The organism is Microtetraspora malaysiensis (assembly GCF_001528665.1).
GTDB lineage: Bacteria > Actinomycetota > Actinomycetes > Streptosporangiales > Streptosporangiaceae > Microtetraspora_A > Microtetraspora_A malaysiensis.
Window position 1 is genome coordinate 65,766 of the sequence record NZ_BBYJ01000007.1, and the last position, 15,704, is coordinate 81,469.

The window sequence follows — 15,704 nt, forward strand, 5'->3', positions numbered from 1 at the left end:
TCTGGTACTGGGCTAATTGCCGAATAATCGCAGCTCACAGCCGCAACAAGAGCAGCTCTCCGGCGCGGAGAATCGGCCGCACACCGGGAAACCGAGACGAGAACTCGTTCTCATTTTTTTGCGCGATGAGAACGAATCTCACTTCTTCGCGGACGAACGCCGCGGTGAGCGGGCCGCGCCCATCCCGGATCAACGCGCCGATCCGCCGGGCCCGCGGCGCCTCCGCCGCGACCCGGATCACGCCCCCGGCCCGCCGCTCGACCACCAGCGTGTCGTCCCACAGAACCGGCCGGGCGAACATCTTGGTGGCCGGGTCGAGGATCACCCGCCCGCCGTTCCACGCGAACGCGCGGTGCGCGCCCCACGGCAGCGACACCAGCGCGCCCGGGGCCGGGTCGGCGTTGACCACCGCCTGGACCCGCCGCCACGCGTCCGGATAGTCCACCGCCGCCAGCCGGCCGAACGCGCCCAGGGCGAACGTCGGCAGCACCAGCACCGGCACGGCCGCCGCGGCGAACCCGACCCGCCCGAGCCGGTCGGCGGCGTACGCGAAGCCCAGCGCCTGGCAGAGCACGAGAGGCGCGATGAAGAGCTGGCCGTCGCGGAACGGGCCGAACCCCGGCCACCACCCGATCAGCCCCTTGAGCACGCCGGGGGCGAACGCGCCGAGGCCGGCCACGCCCAGACCCACGACAGCCGCCACTCCCAGTCCCACGACCGCCGCCACCGCCGGCCCGCGGGCGAACCGCCGCTCTCCCGCGACGGCGGCCCGGGCGAATCCCGCGAACCCGGCCAGCGCCACCAGGCTGAGGACGAGACGTACGGCGGCGACGCTCCACGAGCCCTGCCCCGGCACCTCCGCCTCGGCGTTCCAGACGCCCCCGAGGCTGAGCAGGCTGCCGAGCGTCCCGAAGGGCCCGTCGGCCCGCGCCGCGAACGCCTCCACCCCCGCCGGGTCCGTCACCGCGCGCGAGGCCAGCGCCGGGACCAGCCACGGCAGGCTGAGCACCGCGACGAGCAGCGCGGTCACCGGCACGCCCACCCGCAGGGCGCGGGGCCGTCCGGACAGCGCCGCCACCGGCAGCACGGTGATCGCGGTGACCAGCGTCGCCTGGAAGCCGCCGACCGCCGCCGGGACGAGCGCCGCCGCCAGCCGTACGGCGTCCCGCCGGGTGGTGGGGCCGCGCGCCGCCGCGCGCACCGCCCAGGGCAGCCCGGCGAACCCCAGGAGCAGCGCCCACTGGCCGAGCAGCAGCCGCTGCGCGAGATAGGCGTTCCACGCGTAGAAGGCGGCGGCCGCGAGCCGCGCCGCCGGCCGGTCCCCCGGCAGCAGCGCCGCCGCCCCCGACGCGGCGAGCACGAAGACGACGAGCAGGAGCGCCTTCTGCACCACGTCCGCCGGGAGCGCGAGCGACAGCAGCGCCACGACCTGGTCGCTCGGCACCGCCCGGGGGAAGCCGCCGGACCCGCCCGATCCGAGGACCAGCGGCGGGTCCGGCACGAACACCATGTCGTACCGCAGCACGTACCCCGGCCCCAGCGCGGGCCCGAGCGCCAGCGCCCCGAGCAGCAGCCCGAGCGCCGCAGGGCCGAGGCGGGCGAGCGCGCGGGCGTGCCGGGGGGCCAACCGGGGGCTACTTACCCGGTTCCGGATCGCGGGGCAGGCCCAGCATCCGCTCCGCGATGATGTTGAGCTGCACCTCGGTCGTGCCTCCGTAGATCGTCATCGCGCGGGTGGCGAGGATGGCCCGGTTCCAGTGGCCCGCGTCGCCGAGCTTCCAGTCGGCGGCGGTCACCGCCGCCGCCCCGAGGAGGCCGACCGCCACCTGCGCCACGTTCTGCGCGTGCGAGGTGGACAGCAGCTTGCGCACGGACGCGTCCGCGCCCGGCTCGTTCCCGGCGAGCTGCTTGAGCGTGACCCGCAGCGACAGCGCGTTGATCGAGTGGCTCTCGCAGACGACGTGGGCGAGCTCCTGCCGCTCCACCGCGGTGAGCTCCCGGCCGAGCCTGCCGCACAGGCCGAGCAGGTCGGAGACCGAGGCGCCGGTCCCGCCCGAGCCGGACGACAACGACACCCGCTCGTTCGACAGGGTGTTGCGGGCGACCTTCCAGCCCTCGTTGACGGCGCCCACGACGAGGTCGTCCGGCACGAAGACGTCGTCGAGGAAAACCTCGTTGAACAGGTTCTCCCCCGTCATCTCGGTCAGCGGCCGCACGGTCACGCCCGGCGCCTTCATGTCCACGATGAAGTACGTGATGCCCTTGTGCTTGGGCTGACTGCTGTCCGAGCGGGCGATGCAGATGGCCCACTCCGCGACGTGCGCCACCGACGTCCAGATCTTCTGGCCGTTGAGCCGCCAGCCGCCCTCGACCTTCTCCGCCTTCATCTGCAGTGAGGCGAGGTCGGAGCCCGCGCCCGGCTCGGAGAAGAGCTGGCACCAGATCATCTCGCCGCTCAACGTCGGCGGCAGGAAGCGCTCCTGCTGCTCCGGCGTGCCGTACGTGACGATGGACGGCACGACCCAGGCGCCGATGATCATCTGGGGCAGCGCGACCTTCGCCGCGCGCAGCTCCTGGTGGATCAGGACCTGCTCCAGCGGGTTGGCTCCCCGGCCCCACGGCTTGGGCAGGTGCGGCATGACGAAGCCGGAGGAGGCCAGCGCGCGCTTCTGCTCACTGCCCCGCTTGCCGGGGCCGTCCGGCGCGGTGGGCAGCTCGGCGATCCGGGCGATCTCCTCCCGGATCGCGGCGCGCAGCCGCTCGGCCTCCTCGGGCAGGTCGATCTCCAGCTCGCGGGAGACGCCGCCGAGCGCCAGCGAGGCGACGGTCTCGGCCCAGTCCGCCGACGGCCCGAGCAGCGCCCGCACGCTCAGCGCGCGCCGGTAGTACAGGTGCGCGTCGTGCTCGAAGGTGTAGCCGATGCCGCCGAACGTCTGGATGGCGTCCTTGGCGCACTGCACGGCGGCGTCGGGGGCCGTCACGCCCGCGATCGCGGCGGCGTAGGCCAGCTCCTCGCCGGTGGCGCGGGTCGCGTCCCACACCGTCGCCCTGGCCTGCTCCAGCGCGACCAGCATCCGCGAGATCTTGTGCTTGATGCCCTGGAACTGCCCGATCGGGCGGCCGAACTGCACGCGTACCTTGGCGTAGTCGGCGGCGGCCGAGACGCACCAGGAGGCGACGCCCGCCGCGTCCGCGCCGAGGACGATCGCGGCCAGGTTGAGGACGTCCGGGCCCTCCAGCCCGTCGAGGACGCGCTCGGCGGGCACGGCCACCGACGCCACCTCGACCTTGGCCACGCCGCGGGTGAGGTCCAGCGACGGGATCGGGGTGACGGTCGCCTGGGCCGCGTCCAGCGCGACCCACTCCTCGCCGCGGTCGGTCGAGACCGGCAGCACCAGCACGTCGGCGAGCGTCGCGCCGAGTACCGGCTCGGCCACGCCGTTGATCGTCAGCACGCCGTCCTCGCGGACGCCGGAGATCGCTCCGGTGAGCGCGACCGCCCCGACCAGGGCGCCGTCGGCCAACCCGGGCAGCAGCTCCGCGTGGGCCTTGCCGTCGGTCGCCAGGATCGCCGCGCCGGCGAGCACGGTCGGCACGATCGGGCCCGGGGCCACCCGCTCCGAGAGCGCCTCGATCGCCACCGCCGCCTCCAGCAGGCCGTACCCGGCGCCGCCGTGCTCCTCGGGGATGTGCAGGCCGAGCAACCCCTGTTCGGCCAGGCCGGCCCAGAAGGGAGGCCGTTCCTCGGCCCCGCCGCCGGCGGCCGCCACCGCGCTCCGCACCACGTCGGCGGGGATGGTGCGCTCAGCCCACCGGGTGACCGACTCGCGCAGCGCCTCGTGTTCCTCGCTCAGACCGATCGCCATCCGACCCTCCAGGCTCGAACCGTCGCAGGGAAATTCCCCAGAATCATATTCTGGAGCTTTGTTCTCCGGCTACACCTCTCTACATCGGGCGAAGGGTCCAAAAGAGCATATTGAGGTCGCGATAGAGATCCTGGCCCGTGTCGGGGACCGTGGCGAACAGCAGCGCGGGCTTCGTCCTGCCGGTACCGACCACGGCCACGATCGCCTCGGACACGTGCCGGCGCCCGTCGATCCGGTACGTCACGCGGTAGCCGAGCAACCACCCCGACCCCCGGCGCAGCGGCTGCGACGCCGTCCAGTCGAGGGAACCGCCCTCCGGCTGGAAGCGCAGCGTCCACTTCGCCGCCCGCGCCGCGACCGTCCGGTACGCCTCCGGCGCGGTGAGGGCCTCCGGGACCGCGCCCGGCATCGGGCAGGAGACGATCAGCGCCCGGCCCGCGCGCTGCGCGTGCGCGAACGGGGCCGGGGCGGTGGCGGTCCGCCACGGGGCGGCGAACCCGGCGTACCCGATGCCCGACTTCGCGTCCACCACGAAGTCCCCGGCCGGGGTGCCCGCGCCCGGGTGAACCACCATGGTCAGCGCCATGGGGACCGGGGGCAGCCGGACCGGCCGCGGTACGGCCGAGCCGGACGCGGAAGGGGCCGCCGAGGCGGCGGGACCGGTCGCCGGCCGCCCCTGGTGGAGCGACGCGGGCGCGGCCCCCGGCCGGTCGCCGGAGAACGCCGTGAACACCAGCACGATGGCGGCGGCCGTCCCCGCGCACGCGAGCGCGGTGTAGATCAGGCGGGCCCGCCGCGGGCCGGGAGGCGGCTCCGGCCGCACCTGGGGCATCGGGGTCGTGTACGGCTCACCAGCCTCGGCCATGCCCGCAGATTACGCGACAAACGCCGGTTCGCGACGGCATTGTCACAGTCCGTCAGGAATACCTCCCTCCATGGGGGTAGTCGCTCGCGCATGGGATGTTCACGCACCCTCGGCCGCACCGCGGCGTCGATGGCGCTGCTCGTCGGCACGGCCTGCGGAAGCCCGACGGCCGGCCTCACGGCGGGGCTGTCCGCTCCGACCGGGACGCCGCCCCCGTCACCGACCGCCCCGGCCAGCGCGCCACCCGCGCAACCGGGCGGCACGTCCGGGCAGCAGAGCACGTACGAGCAGGTCATCAAGCGGGTCCTGCCATCGATCGTGCAGATCACCACCAACCAGGGCCTGGGCTCCGGCATCGTCTACGACAAGGACGGCCACATCCTGACGAACGCCCACGTGGTGAATGGGGCCAAGCGGTTCTCCGTGACGCTCGCGACGGGCGGGAAGCCGCGGACCGCCCGGGTGATGAACGTCTTCCCGGCCGGCGACCTCGCCGTGATCAAGGTGGACAACACACAGGGCCTGCAGCCCGCGTCCTTCGGCCGCTCCGCCGACCTGCGGGTGGGTCAGATCGTGTTGGCCATGGGAAACCCGCTCGGCTACTCCGGCAGCGTCACCGAGGGCATCGTCTCCGGGCTGGGCCGCACCGTCAGCGGATCGAGCGGCGAGGGCACGCCCACCTCGACCATCCCGGACGCCATCCAGACCTCCGCCGCGATCAACCCGGGAAACAGCGGCGGCGCGCTGGTGGACATGAACGGCAACGTCATCGGCATCCCGAGCCTGGCCGCGGTCGACCCCGAACTGGGCGCGGCGCCCGGCATCGGCTTCGCCATCCCGAGCGACACGGCGACGGACATCGCCAACCAGATCATCAAGAACGGCCGGGTCGTCAACAGCCGCCGGGCGGCGCTCGGCATCCAGGTGGGCACCGCGGTCGACGCGCTGGGCTCACCGATCGGCGTGCTGGTCGGCCGGGTCACCAACGGAGGCGCCGCCGAACAGGCCGGGATCAGGCCGGGCGACGTGATCGTCAAGGTCAACGACACCCCGACCCCGAACACGACGGCGCTGTCCGAGGCGCTCGCCCGGCTCCGTCCCGGCGAGAGCGCCAAGGTCACGCTGCTGTACCCGAGCGGGACCACGAGCACCGTCACCGTCACCCTCGGCCAGCTCCCCGGCTGATCCTGACATTCTTGTGTGAGAAAGGGCGTTCGGGCTTGGTATGGGGTCGGCCGCCGTTGTTACCGTCATCCGGTGATCGCTCCCGACCTCACCGAATTCATCGCCGGACTGCCCAAGGCCGAGCTGCACGTGCACCACGTGGGCTCCGCGTCGCCCCAGATCGTGGCCGAGCTGGCCGCGCGCCACGAGGGCTCCACGCCGGTCCCGGCCGACCCCGACCTCCTCGCGGACTACTTCGTCTTCCGCGACTTCGCCCACTTCATCGAGGTGTACCTGGCCGTCGTCGACCTGATCAGGGACCCCGAGGACGTCTGGGCGCTCTTCCACGGCGTCGGCCGTGATCTGGCCGCGCAGCGGGTCAGGTACGCCGAGCTCACCGTCACACCGCACCTGCACCTCTCCCGGGGGTTCGCCGCCGCCGAGTTCTGCGAGGTGATCGAGGACGCCCGGCGCGCGGTCGAGCGTGACTACGGCACGATCCTGCGCTGGTGCTTCGACATCCCCGGCGAGGACGGCATCCCCGGCGCCGACCAGACCCTCAAGGTGGCCCTGGAGCAGCGTCCGGACGGCCTGGTCAGCTTCGGCCTCGGCGGGCCGGAGATCGGCGTGCCGCGCACGCAGTTCGCGCCGCACTTCGCCGCGGCCCGCGCCGCCGGGCTCCGCTCCGTCCCGCACGCGGGCGAGACGACCGGGGCGGCGACGGTCTGGGAGGCGGTCCGCGAGCTGAAGGCCGAGCGGATCGGGCACGGCGTGCGCAGCGTCGAGGACCCCGCGCTGCTCGACCACCTCGCCTCCGAGGGGATCGTCCTGGAGGTCTGCCCCACCTCGAACGTGCGGACCCGGGCCGTCGGAAGCCTGGCCGAGCACCCGCTCGCCGCCCTGGTCAAGGCGGGCGTGCCCGTGACGATCAACTCCGACGACCCGCCCATGTTCGGCACCACCCTGAACGACGAGTACGCGGTGGCCGCGGAGCTGCTCGGGCTCGACCGGGACGGCGTGGCCGACCTGGCCCGCAACGCCGTACGCGCGTCGTTCCTCACGGTGGAGGGCAAGAACGCCCTGATCGCCGAGATCGACACGTACGCGGCGGACGTCGGCGCCTGAAAGACGGGAATACACCGCGGGGCGGCCGCGAGTGGGGTGTCCACGAACCTTGGCCGGGGCGGCCGGCCGGGGCGGTCACTTCGCCAGAAGGAACCTCCGGCCCTCGCGAAGCCCGCTTCGCTCCCTCGACCCCGCTGAACGTCTGCAAACAGCCCACTCGGCCATCGACCCGACAGCTCAATCGGCTATTGGTCGCGGACCGGAATCGGCTCAGCTAGCGCAGCGCGCCCGGGAGGCGCGGGGAAGGGGTCGGCGAAGTACTGGGTCTCGTGCGTTACGAGACCATCGGTGATCTCCATAACGCTGAGCGAGTATGTGGGCACGCCGTCATAGGTGATCACGCACTCGCTCACCCAAAGGTCGCCGCTGCCCAGGATCCGGCGGATGGTGAAGTGGCGTTCGGCCGGGTGCCCGCCGCGTTGCGCTTGGATCCTTGACCGGCCTCTGAAGCGCTCGCCCGACTGCGGGTAGTCCAGGATCGCGTCTGCAGCGTAGATCGCGTGCTCAGCATCGACGTCCCCGCGTTCGGATGCCTCCCAGTGCTGCTGGAGCCGAGCCCGAATGTCGGCTTCAGGATCACTTGCGCTGCTCACCCGTTAGCCCCTCATGACCAGAAGGAATGTCACCGGCTCGCATAACAAATGTTACCCGAGGGTTCTCGCGCAGCTTGGGACCGCGGTAGCCGACCCCCGGCCACGGTGCAAGGCGGCGCTGAGGGGCGGCGACCACCCGTTCGGCCGCGCGGTAGTGAGCGAGGTTGGCGCCCGTGCCGACGCCGATCTCTAAAACCTGCCCGCTCAGGTCCCCGACCAGATGGTCACGCACCGCCCCCAGCCAGGCTGCCATCGACCACGGGTCTCGAACTGGGGGTTCCAGGGGGTCGCCCCCTGGGCAAAACAAAGACCCGCGGAAGATAGCTGGAAAGCCATCGACCACGGGTCTCTCACGTGGAGGTGGCGGGAATCGAACCCGCGTCCTTCAACACCAAGACAGGGCTTCTCCGGGTGCAGCCTGTTACGTCTTTCTCAGCCCCGGCAATCTCACAGGCGAGTCGCCGACGGGCTCAGTCACTGTTTGGTTTCCCGATCGACCCCGTGACCGGGTCGGCCGGTTGAGCCTTCTAGCGATGTCAGATCCGGGCCGAAGGCGCTCCCGGGCTGACAGAGGTCACTCGCTGCTTAGGCGGCGAGGGCCAGGGAACCCTGGCTGACCTCAGTGCGCGTGTTATTGGCACTTATTGGTTTGCGGTCACAGTGTTAACGAGGTTATGTCCGCAGTCCTCGACCCGCTTCCCCTGACTTGCAATGTCGAAGTCGAAACCGGTCACCCCCTGTTGAATTGTCAACCCGACCCCCCCCCGGGGGGATCGGCATCGCAACCATACATGCCCAACACCAGGCGTGCGAACCCAATTCCCGATCAACGTCCGGAGACGGCGAAGCCCCCGGAGGCGCGCCATCACGCACGCCCCCGGGGGCCGACCGGCAGGGTCGAGCCGGTCCGGACGGCAGGGCTCCCCCCGAGATGGAGCCCTGGTCTCATCACGGTGACTGAGTCCGCAACCCCCCAAGCGGTGCTCAGTCACTTAGACAGACGCCTGGGGAGGCCCGGATGGTTGCTCGCCTCTCAAAATTTTTTCTGTCAGGGCTTCTTCAGGTCCGCCGCGCGGAAGAACCGCCCCGCCACCGTCGCCGCCGCGGAGGCGTCGGTGCTCTCCGCCACCACGGCGACCGCGATGTCGCCCTGCCAGCCCACGAACCACGACAGGTCGCGCCGCTGCTTCTTCACGACGTAGCCGATGCCGGCCGCCACGCCGTACACGGGGTCGCCGGGAGCGGCGGCGGCACGGGCCGACCCGGAGGTCACCCCGGCGCGCATGAGCGTGCGGATCTGCTCGACGACCGTGGGGTCGAGCGGTATGGGCGCGGGCGGCGCGGCCGGGGCCACCTCCGCGGTGGGGTCCGGCGAGGACGGCGAGGTGACCAGCACCGGCGGACGCCAGGTGCCCGACTTGACCGCCCCGGCGACGAGCGCCATGGTCAGCGGGCTCACCCGCGCGGTCTGCCCCGCGATGAGCTTCGCGGTGGCGGCGTCGCTCGCCGGGTTCGGCAGGGAGCCGCTGAACGAGGAGAGCGGGAGCTCCCACGGGCTGCCGATGCCGTACTTCGCCGCGCTCGCGACGACCGCGTCACCCGAGACCCGCCGGGCCAGGGACGCCAGCGCCGTCACACAGCCACGCGCGAAGCCTGCCGCGAACGTCGGGGTGGTCCCTCCGGTGTATCCGACGTGCTGGAACCGCGCGCCGGCCACCGAGCGGTCCGCGCTGCACGGCACCTTCTGCTTGGGGTCGAAACCGTTCTTGAGCAGCGCGTCGGTGGCGATGATCGAGAAGGTGGTGCCGGCGGGGAACTTCCCGGCCAGAGCGTCCTTCTGCTGGCTCATCCCCTGGGTGGAGACCGCGCGGATCTCGCCGGTGGACGCCTGGAGCGCCACCAGCGCGACCTGCTGCGACGCGGTGACGGCGCTGTCCCCCGCGGCCTGCAGGCCGGAGTCGATCGTCGTGCGGACCGAGGTGTTCGCCCGGCCCGGCCACGCCTTGAGCTCCTTGACCTGCTTGCCCGAGGAGTCGAGGATCACGACCTTGGTCTCGGTGGAGCCGGTGAGCTGGTCCTGGTAGGCCTTCTGCAGACCGTCCCGGCCCACGGTGTCACCGGCCCGCTGCGGGCCGCCGAGCTGCTGCTCCGCCTCCGGGGTGATCGCGGCGACGCGGCCGACGATGTCCTTCGGCGACTTGGGCGCCACCGGCAGGCTGTCCGTCCTGATCGAGATGCCCTTGATGGCCTTCAGCTTGTCCCTGACCTGGCCGAAGGTCTTGCCGCCGAACGTCGCGAGCGGCACGAACGACTGCGGCGGCGACGACTGGATGCGGCTGAGCAGGCGGTCCTCCGCGAACCCGGTCACCTGGGACAGCTGCTCGCACAGCGCCACCTTGTCGGCGATCTTGTCCGGATAGACGCCCGCGACATAGCGGATCGTCTCGTCCTGCAACGACTCGTTCGCCCGGTCGAGGATCGGCTGCCGCGCCAGCGGCTCGACGTCCACGGCGAACCGCTCCCCGGCGTGCAGCTCAGGGTGGATCACGCTCGGCGACCACTGGATCTTCCACTGGCCGTCCACCTGGTGGAGCGGCAGCGTGCTGTCGTACTCCCACAGCGGGTTGTTCTCACCGAGGTCCACCTCGGCGTGGTACTCGGCCTTCGCGCTGTCGCCGTCACGCTTCACGCCCTTGAGCGAGAATCGGAACGACGCGGCGTCGAGCTGGACGCCGACGTCCTCCAGAGCCCGCCGCACGACGGCCGGGTCGCCGTCGGCCCTGCGGGCCGCGCCCGCGTAGTCCCCTCTCTGCCAGCCCACGAGGAAATCTCGTACGGCGTCGAGCGGGGACGGCTCCTCGAAACAGGCGGTCAGCATGGGCACGGCCAGCCCCAGGGCCAGCGCCGCCCGTACGGCTTTCGCGGCGGACACGGCCTAGCGGCCCCCCCGACGCCGGACGGCGTTGGACATCGCCCGTGCCATCTCGCGACCGGCCTGCTTCTCCATCAGGGTCTGCCGCTTGTCGTAGTCCTTCTTACCGCGCGCGATGCCGATCTCGACCTTGGCCCTGCCGTCCTTGAAGTACAGGGAGAGGGGGATCAGGGTCAGGCCGCGCTCCTTGAGGACCTGGTGGATCTTGCCGATCTCCTTGCGGTGCAGCAGCAGCTTGCGGGTGCGCCGCGCGGCATGGTTGGTCCACGTGCCCTGGCTGTACTCAGGGATGTACGCGTTGATCAGCCATGCCTCACCGCCGTCGACGGTCGCGTAGCCGTCGGTGAGATTGGCCTTTCCGGCCCGGAGGGACTTGACCTCCGTGCCGGTGAGGACGAGCCCGGCCTCGTACGTGTCCTCAATGAAATAGTCGTGCCGGGCACGCTTGTTCTGAGCGATGAGCTTGCGCCCGATCTCACGTGGCATATAGGGAGCCTACCGGCGGCCGGAGCCTCGAACGGCGCGGGAGAGCGCGACCATGGCCCGTCACACCTTCAGATAGCGGCGCAGGGTCACGAAGGACGCGAGGAGACAGATCACCACGCCCACGACCATGGTCAGCGTGATCACCCCGGCGAGCGTGTTCCAGCTCAGCGGCGCGGTCATGTACATCTGGATCTGGTCGAAGATCAGAATCTTCGTGACGATCAGCAGGACCGCGGCCAGAACACCGCCGATCAGGCCGGCGATGACGCCTTCCATGACGAACGGAAGCTGGATGTAGACGTTCGAGGCGCCGACCAGCCGCATGATGCCGGTCTCTCTCCGGCGGTTGTACGCCGAGAGCCGGACCGTGTTACCGATCAGCAGGGTGGCCGCGAGCACCATCAGGATGGCGATCGCGAGGGCCATGTTGCGGAGCTTCCCCATGAAACCGAAGACCGAGTCGAGGATCTGCCGCTGGTTCACGATGTTGGAGACGCCCACCTGGCCCTTCAGGCTCTCCTCGACCGCCGACGCCTTGTCCGGGTCCTTGAGCTTCACCCGGAAGGACTCGGGCAGGTCCTCCGGCTTGATCACCGAGAGCAGGATGTTGTTGCCCCCGTTTTCCTTGAAGTTCTGGTACGCCTGGTTCTGGTCCTCGTAGTCGACCTTCTGGACGTCGGGCAGGCCCTCGATCGCCTTCTTCAGGTTGGTCTTCTGGTCCTGGGTGATCGCGCCCTTGTTCTTGCAGGCGGGGAACGCGTCGTTCTTCCCACAGAGGAAGACCGAGAGCTCGACCCTGTCCATCCAGTAGTTGGTCAGGGACGAGACCTGGGAGTTGATCATCAGTCCGATGCCGAGCAGCCCCATGCCGACCGCGACGGTCACGACGACCGCGATGGTCATCGTGAGGTTTCGGCGGAGGCCGATCCAGACCTCGGAAAAGATGAAATTGGCCCGCATGCTCCCTGTTACTCCAAACTGAATACGCGGCGCCCAGGCGGCGCCTCGCGCCGCCCCGGACCGCCACTCATGGGCTAGTACGCCTGGCCGTACACCCCGCGCGACTGGTCACGGACGATCTTGCCGTCCTCCAGCTCGACCACACGCTTCCGCATGGAGTCGACGATGGCCGCGTCGTGCGTGGCCATCAGCACGGTGGTGCCGGTCCTGTTGATGCGGTCGAGCACCTTCATGATGCCGATGCTCGTCGCCGGGTCGATGTTCCCGGTCGGCTCGTCGGCAAGGAGGATCATAGGACGGTTCACGAACGCGCGGGCCATGGCCACCCGCTGCTGCTCACCACCCGACAGCTCCTCCGGCATGCGGTGGGCCTTGCCTTCCAGGCCGACCAACTCGATGACCTCGGGGACGACCTTGCGGATGAACCGGCGGGGCTTCCCGATGACCTCGAGGGCGAACGCCACATTCTCGTAGACGTTCTTCTTGGGAAGCAGCCGGAAGTCCTGGAAGACGCATCCGATGCGGCGCCGCAGGTGCGGCACCTTGAAGTTCGAGAGCTTCGCGAGATCCTTACCGGCGACGTGGATCGCGCCGGAATTGGGCCGCTCCTCCTTGAGGACCAGCCTGAGGAAGGTGGACTTCCCCGATCCCGATGGACCGACAAGGAACACGAACTCGCCCTTGTCGACATCCACGCTCACGTGGTCGAGGGCGGGCCGGTTCTGGTTCGCATAGACCTTGGAGACATTATCGAAATGGATCACGGGCGCATCACGGCATGCCAGTCTAGGGGTTGGGACAACCAGCCCGGAGGGGCCGGTCTCTTTACGAAGGATCGACGTTCCGATTGGCGGAAGGCCAGTCTAGGGGGTAACACTGGCATGGAACGTCCATAACGGAAACAAAACGATTAGGGTCTACCTGAGGGGAAGGGAGAGCTGCCATGAGCTGTGAGCATCTGATCTGCGCCGCGTGCGCCGGCCCCGTCGTCGAAGGCCGCTGCCCGGTGTGCCGAGCGGGCCGGGCCAAGGTCCACCACCACGGCTTCCTCGGACTGCCGCCCATGATCATCGCCCTGACGGTGATCCTCGCCCTGGCCCTGCTCGCGCTCAAACACGTCGGCGGCTGACGCGTTCATGGCGCTCGCTCCGCTCGCGCAGGCTCGGGGCTGTGCCTGATTGCGCTCGCTTCGCTCGCGCGGGCTCGGGGCGCCTTCAGTCGATGCCTTCCCTCGTCGCTCGGAGTCGCTCGTCCCTCGCTCCCCACTCGCTCCTCAGTCCAGACACCGCCGCGCCCCTCGCGTGACGGTTCGGCACCGTAATGATTGCTACGGCTTGCGCAGGGGTGTGACCCCTCGCGGGGTCGCGAGGGGTCAGGGAGGGCCGGACAGGAGGGCCGGACCCTACTGGTTCTCCTGGCGGCGCATCCAGCGGATCTCGCCCTCGATGAACTCGTCGAGGTCGCCGTCCAGCACAGCGGTCGGGTTGCCGGCCTCGACGCCCGTGCGCAGGTCCTTCACGATCTGGTACGGGTGCAGGACGTAGTTGCGGATCTGGGTGCCCCAGGACGTCGTGGACTCGCCGCGGAGCTCGTTCATCGCGGCGGCCTCCTCCTGGCGCTTGCGCTCCAGCAGCTTGGCCGACAGGACCGCCATCGCGGAGGCCCGGTTCTGCAGCTGTGAGCGCTCGTTCTGGCAGGAGACCACGATGCCGGTGGGGACGTGGGTGAGGCGGACCGCCGAGTCCGTGGTGTTGACGCCCTGACCGCCCGGGCCCGAGGACCGGTAGACGTCGACGCGGAGGTCGTCCTCGTTGATGTCGATGTGGTCGGTCTGCTCGACGACCGGCACGATGTCCACACCCGCGAACGAGGTCTGGCGGCGGCCCTGGTTGTCGAAGGGGCTGATCCGGACCAGGCGGTGCGTGCCGTGCTCGCCGCGCAGGGTGCCGTACGCGTAGGGCGCCTTGACGGTGAACGTGGCCGACTTGATGCCGGCCTCCTCGGCGTACGACGTCTCGTAGACCTCGGTCGAGTAGCCCTTGCGCTCGGCCCAGCGCAGGTACATGCGGAGGAGCATCTGCGCCCAGTCGGCGGCGTCCACGCCGCCCGCCTGCGAGTTGATCGTGACAAGCGCCTCGCGGGAGTCGTACTCGCCGGACAGCAGCGTGCGCACTTCCAGGGCGCCGACGTCCGACTTGAGCGCGGCCAGCTCCCTCTCGGCCTCGGCGAGCGTCTCGTCGTCGCCTTCCTCGGCGGCGAGCTCGAACATGATCGGCAGGTCGTCCAGGCGCCGGGCCAGGCCCTGCACCCGGTTGACCTCGCCCTGCAGGTGAGAGAGCTTGCTGGTGACCCGCTGCGCCTGCTCCACGTCGTTCCACAGGTCAGGCGCGGCAGCCTGCTCCTCCAGCTCGGCGATCTGCTTGTGCAGGGCGTCGAGGTCGAGCACGTCCTGAATGCTCTTCAGTGTGCCGGTAAGCTCGTTGATCTCTTCGGCTGGATCGATGACTGCCACGTCTGTAAAGGGTACGCGAACACGGGACCGTGTTGAGTACCGCGCCTGGCTACGATGTGGCCGGGATGTGGCCCCTCGTGCGGCCGCTGTCAGTGTGCCGCGTGCGCGAGAGGAGGCCATGGTGGACGGAGCCGCGCGTGTGCTCGCCTCCGCCTGCCGTCCGGCGGCGCTCGCGCTCGTCCTGGTCGCCACCGCCGCCTGCTCGGCGGGCGCGCCGACGCCCTCGCCCAGCCCGGTCGCCGCCACCGCGAGCGCGTCACCCTCGGCGAGCCGCCCGCCGGCCCCGCCCGCCGTGACGCTGGCGGAGGCCCGCAGCGCGCTGGACACCTTCCTCGCGACCGACGACGTCGTCCGCGCCGGCCGGGCGCAGCGCTGGACACTTCAGCTCTATCGGGACGGCCAGCGCCCGATCACGGTCGCCCAGCTCCACTCCTCCGGTGGGAAGCCGCCCCGCTACACCTGGGGCGAGCGCACCCTGCTGGTGCCCCGGCTGCCCGCCAAGGCGTCCCGGCAGTGGTTCGCCGCGGCCGTGGAGCGCCGGGACTCCTCCGGGCAGGCCAGGACCGCCCTGCTGACGTTCGTACGGCAGAACGCCGATTCGGCGTGGCAGAACAGCTTCCAGTCCCTGCTGTACAAGGGCGAGAAGGCCCCGAAGGTGGCCCTCGACCCGGACGGCTACGCCCACGCCCTCGATTCCCGCGATCAGAGCGTGGCGATCAGCCCGAACCTGATGGGCCCGCTGCACGCCACGATCGCCGAGGAGGGCAAGGACGGCTTCGCCTCCGGCCTGATCGCGCCCGGCCCGCAGACCACCGGGTACGCCACTGAGATCAAGAAGCGGCGGGAGAAGGCGCGCCAGGCCGACTGCATGAACTTCGACTCGCTGTTCGCCTCGGCCGTGGACTATCCGGTCTTCGCGCTGCGCACGAAGGACGGCGGCGGCCTCATCCTCTACACGCTGCTCCGGACGAGCACGTGGTCACCCGTGCTGAGCTGCGGGTACGGCCGGCCGCTCGCCATACCGAAGGACGCCCGCTGGGACCTGAGCAACCCGGTGGTGCGCAGGGATCGGCGGATCATCGAGACGCAGCAGTACGCGAGCGCGGTGCCGCCCAAGAGCTCCACCGCGCCCGCGCACGTCATCGGCTACGACGGCCGGGTGACCAAGGCCACGACCCGCTGACCTCGGTCACCCCGCGTC

The 15,704-nt window shown here is 70.7% G+C and carries 14 protein-coding genes and 1 other RNA gene; 4 read left to right on the forward strand and 11 right to left on the reverse strand.

Translation table 11 applies throughout. From position 1 onward, the window contains the following. Positions 1-34: 34 nt before the first annotated feature. From AWQ71_RS08155 to AWQ71_RS08165, 3 genes are all read right to left on the reverse strand, one after another. The gene (locus AWQ71_RS08155; RefSeq protein ID WP_067129216.1) at positions 35-1,627 is read right to left on the reverse strand and encodes an MmpA family trehalose lipid delivery protein; all 1,593 of its coding nucleotides are present in this window, start codon (positions 1,625-1,627) and stop codon (positions 35-37) included. Between the two features lie 7 nt (positions 1,628-1,634). Then, positions 1,635-3,866: an acyl-CoA dehydrogenase family protein gene (locus AWQ71_RS08160; protein WP_067129219.1), complete on the reverse strand. Its 2,232-nt coding sequence runs from the start codon at positions 3,864-3,866 to the stop codon at positions 1,635-1,637. Positions 3,867-3,945: 79 nt separating this feature from the next. Continuing rightward, positions 3,946-4,731 (reverse strand): hypothetical protein, encoded by a 786-nt coding sequence (locus AWQ71_RS08165; protein ID WP_067129222.1) that lies wholly within the window; start codon positions 4,729-4,731, stop codon positions 3,946-3,948. Positions 4,732-4,821: 90 nt separating this feature from the next. Between AWQ71_RS08165 and AWQ71_RS08170 the strand changes: the two genes are divergently transcribed. Then, on the forward strand, positions 4,822-5,916 hold the full coding sequence (locus tag AWQ71_RS08170; protein WP_067129226.1) for a S1C family serine protease: 1,095 nt from the start codon (positions 4,822-4,824) through the stop codon (positions 5,914-5,916). Positions 5,917-5,988: 72 nt separating this feature from the next. Further along, positions 5,989-7,020 (forward strand): adenosine deaminase, encoded by a 1,032-nt coding sequence (locus AWQ71_RS08175; protein WP_218001704.1) that lies wholly within the window; start codon positions 5,989-5,991, stop codon positions 7,018-7,020. Positions 7,021-7,205: 185 nt separating this feature from the next. Here the strand turns inward: AWQ71_RS08175 and AWQ71_RS08180 are convergent, their stop codons facing one another. From AWQ71_RS08180 to ftsE, 7 genes are all read right to left on the reverse strand, one after another. Beyond that, positions 7,206-7,613, reverse strand: a complete 408-nt coding sequence (locus AWQ71_RS08180) for a nuclear transport factor 2 family protein (RefSeq protein WP_067129229.1) — start codon at positions 7,611-7,613, stop codon at positions 7,206-7,208. After that, positions 7,597-7,866: a hypothetical protein gene (locus AWQ71_RS42995; protein ID WP_174550688.1), complete on the reverse strand. Its 270-nt coding sequence runs from the start codon at positions 7,864-7,866 to the stop codon at positions 7,597-7,599. Before AWQ71_RS42995 ends, AWQ71_RS08180 begins: the two co-directional genes overlap by 17 nt. A gap of 99 nt (positions 7,867-7,965) precedes the next feature. After that, positions 7,966-8,351: a transfer-messenger RNA gene (gene ssrA / locus AWQ71_RS08185) on the reverse strand. A gap of 310 nt (positions 8,352-8,661) precedes the next feature. Then, positions 8,662-10,545, reverse strand: a complete 1,884-nt coding sequence (locus tag AWQ71_RS08190; RefSeq protein ID WP_084258697.1) for a penicillin-binding transpeptidase domain-containing protein — start codon at positions 10,543-10,545, stop codon at positions 8,662-8,664. A 3-nt stretch (positions 10,546-10,548) separates the two neighbouring features. Next, positions 10,549-11,031 carry an SsrA-binding protein SmpB gene (gene smpB, locus AWQ71_RS08195; RefSeq protein ID WP_067129232.1) on the reverse strand — a complete coding sequence of 161 codons (483 nt, stop codon included), beginning with the start codon at positions 11,029-11,031 and terminating at the stop codon, positions 10,549-10,551. 60 nt (positions 11,032-11,091) lie between these two features. Then, entirely contained in the window at positions 11,092-11,991 is a 900-nt protein-coding gene (gene ftsX, locus AWQ71_RS08200) for a permease-like cell division protein FtsX (protein ID WP_067129236.1), read from the reverse strand. 74 nt (positions 11,992-12,065) lie between these two features. Continuing rightward, positions 12,066-12,755 (reverse strand): cell division ATP-binding protein FtsE, encoded by a 690-nt coding sequence (ftsE, locus tag AWQ71_RS08205; RefSeq protein ID WP_067129239.1) that lies wholly within the window; start codon positions 12,753-12,755, stop codon positions 12,066-12,068. Between the two features lie 179 nt (positions 12,756-12,934). Between ftsE and AWQ71_RS08210 the strand changes: the two genes are divergently transcribed. Beyond that, complete coding sequence (locus tag AWQ71_RS08210) at positions 12,935-13,120, forward strand: RING finger protein (RefSeq protein WP_067129242.1); 186 nt, start codon at positions 12,935-12,937, stop codon at positions 13,118-13,120. A 273-nt stretch (positions 13,121-13,393) separates the two neighbouring features. Here AWQ71_RS08210 and prfB read toward each other — a convergent pair whose 3' ends face one another. After that, entirely contained in the window at positions 13,394-14,503 is a 1,110-nt protein-coding gene (gene prfB, locus AWQ71_RS08215) for a peptide chain release factor 2 (RefSeq protein ID WP_067129244.1), read from the reverse strand. Between the two features lie 118 nt (positions 14,504-14,621). Here prfB and AWQ71_RS08220 point away from each other — a divergent pair, with 118 nt between their 5' ends. Beyond that, positions 14,622-15,686, forward strand: coding sequence for a DUF8094 domain-containing protein (locus tag AWQ71_RS08220; RefSeq protein WP_067129247.1), 1,065 nt, complete (start codon positions 14,622-14,624; stop codon positions 15,684-15,686). The last annotated feature ends 18 nt before the right edge of the window (positions 15,687-15,704 follow it).